General features: G+C 58.2%; 3 protein-coding genes and 1 pseudogene. 1 reads left to right on the top strand and 3 read right to left on the bottom strand.

Annotated features, from left to right (window positions below; translation table 11 throughout):
• Positions 1-27 precede the first annotated feature (27 nt).
• Both EQG76_RS32940 and EQG76_RS31290 read right to left on the bottom strand, forming a co-directional pair.
• On the bottom strand, positions 28-156 hold the full coding sequence (locus EQG76_RS32940; protein WP_255476616.1) for a hypothetical protein: 129 nt from the start codon (positions 154-156) through the stop codon (positions 28-30).
• A gap of 67 nt (positions 157-223) precedes the next feature.
• Complete coding sequence (locus tag EQG76_RS31290) at positions 224-541, bottom strand: hypothetical protein (protein WP_159719111.1); 318 nt, start codon at positions 539-541, stop codon at positions 224-226.
• A 249-nt stretch (positions 542-790) separates the two neighbouring features.
• Between EQG76_RS31290 and EQG76_RS31285 the strand changes: the two are divergent.
• A pseudogene (locus tag EQG76_RS31285) lies at positions 791-1,194 on the top strand (transposase); the annotation flags it as partial.
• Positions 1,195-1,260: 66 nt separating this feature from the next.
• Here the strand turns inward: EQG76_RS31285 and EQG76_RS31280 are convergent.
• Positions 1,261-1,774, bottom strand: a 514-nt coding sequence (locus tag EQG76_RS31280) for a transposase (RefSeq protein ID WP_200841288.1), incomplete at its 5' end; no start/stop codon positions are given.

Genomic DNA, 1,774 nt, shown 5'->3' with positions numbered 1-1,774 from the left:
CACTACCTCGCCTTCGTCCAGATTGCCTCACTCATGGTCTGGCTGCGCAGCTTTGGCGACAAAACCTAGCCGCTCGGCCAATTCCAGTATCGTCAGTCGCCGATGCGCCAGCTTCTCATTGGCGTCCTTGGCCACCACCTTCGCCGCTTCGGCCATGGTCGTTCCTACCAATCTGCAGCCTGGACCAGCCCAGACCGCAAGACAAGGAGGTTAAGAGGACGGCTTATCGATTACGCGGATCGTCTTTATGATCATGCAAGAAGCGAGCGATCTTCTCTCGCAGTCGAGCTGTATCAGAGACTTTGTTGGCGGTGGCGTGCTGGAAGATAGTACGTTGAATGTTGATAGGAAGTTCATTCCATCCGCTGACTACTGCTGCGCCAAGGTACTCCAGAACTTGACGCTCCCTGTCGCTTGGAGCCCCGCCTTTGTACCTAGGGGTCCACGGCCAAGCTTGCGCTCCACCTTCTCCTTCCCATTGATCAAGGGCGGTGTCCATCTGGACTTGGAATTGCTCAAGGTCTGCTTTGATCTTTACCATGGCGCATCATCGCACAGATGATGCGCTAGGGCCATGGTGATCACGATCATCGGCCGACATTTGTGTTCGTCTGATATTAAATAATAAAGAAACACAATCAAGAAACAATACAAAACAAAGCAATCATTAAACGATTTTGAGGTTGGCCTATCTAAAGATAAAAACTTCAAGAAGTGTAAGTTTATATGGGAGCAATCTGATCATGCTAATCTGACGGAGAAGGTTCACCGTTGAGCCTTGAGTACGATGATAGCGCGGAAGAAGCACAAGCCTGAAGAGATCGTCGCGAAGCTGCGGCAGGTGGACGTGTTGGTGTCGCAAGGGCAGCCGGTCGCGGAAGCGATCCGGTTAATCGGCGTGACCTCGTTCGCCTACTACCGTTAGCGGAAGGAGTTCGGTGGCCTGAAGTCCGAACAGGTCAAGCGCCTGAAGGATCTGGAGAAGGAGAATGAGCGTCTGCGGAGGGCGGTGTCGGACCTGACGCTCGAGAAGCTGATCTTGACGGAGGCCGCCAGGGAAAACTTCTGAGCCCCGCCCGCCGTCGTCGTTGCGTCGAGAGCGTGATGGACAAGCTCGGCGTGTCGGAGCGTCTGGCCTGCCGGGTTCTTGGGCGGCACCGCTCGACGCAGCGGAAGATCCCGATCGGCCGCGAATTCGGATGAGGTGCGGCAACAAGGGGACTGTCAGGAATTTCGTGTAGGGCGGGCGCCTATCCACGATCAGGCCATGGCTCTAGTGAAGCGCTCGCCGAACAGGACAGCGAACTGAGCCTTGGCCATGCACCACTCGCGGGGTGGCATCTTCCACGCCCGCTCGGTGCGGTTCAAGACCAGGAATAGGAGCTTCATGGCTGCCTCGTCGGTCGGGAAGTGCCCCCTGGCGCGGACGGCCCGACGCAGCTTGGCATTCAGGGCTTCTATAGCATTCGTCGTGTACAAGATCCGGCGGACGTCGCTGGGGAAGGCGTAGATCGGTACCACCTCACTCCACGCACGCCGCCAGCTCTGGCCGATCGCGGGGTAGCGGCGACCCCAGGAGCCCGCGTCAAAGGCGGCAAGCGCCGCTTCGCCGGCGGTAGCGTCAACCGCCCGATAGATGTCCTTCAGTGTCGCAGCCACGGCCTTGCGGTCCTTGTACGAGACGAAGTCCAGGCTGTGGCGGAGCAGATGGACGATGCAGGTCTGGACGGTCGCCTCGGGGAACACGGCCAGGATCGCCTCGGGAAAGCCCTTG

The sequence above is a fragment of the Geminicoccus flavidas genome (genome assembly GCF_009806515.1).
GTDB lineage: Bacteria > Pseudomonadota > Alphaproteobacteria > Geminicoccales > Geminicoccaceae > Geminicoccus > Geminicoccus flavidus.
This window is presented reverse-complemented; position numbering and strand designations above follow the sequence as displayed.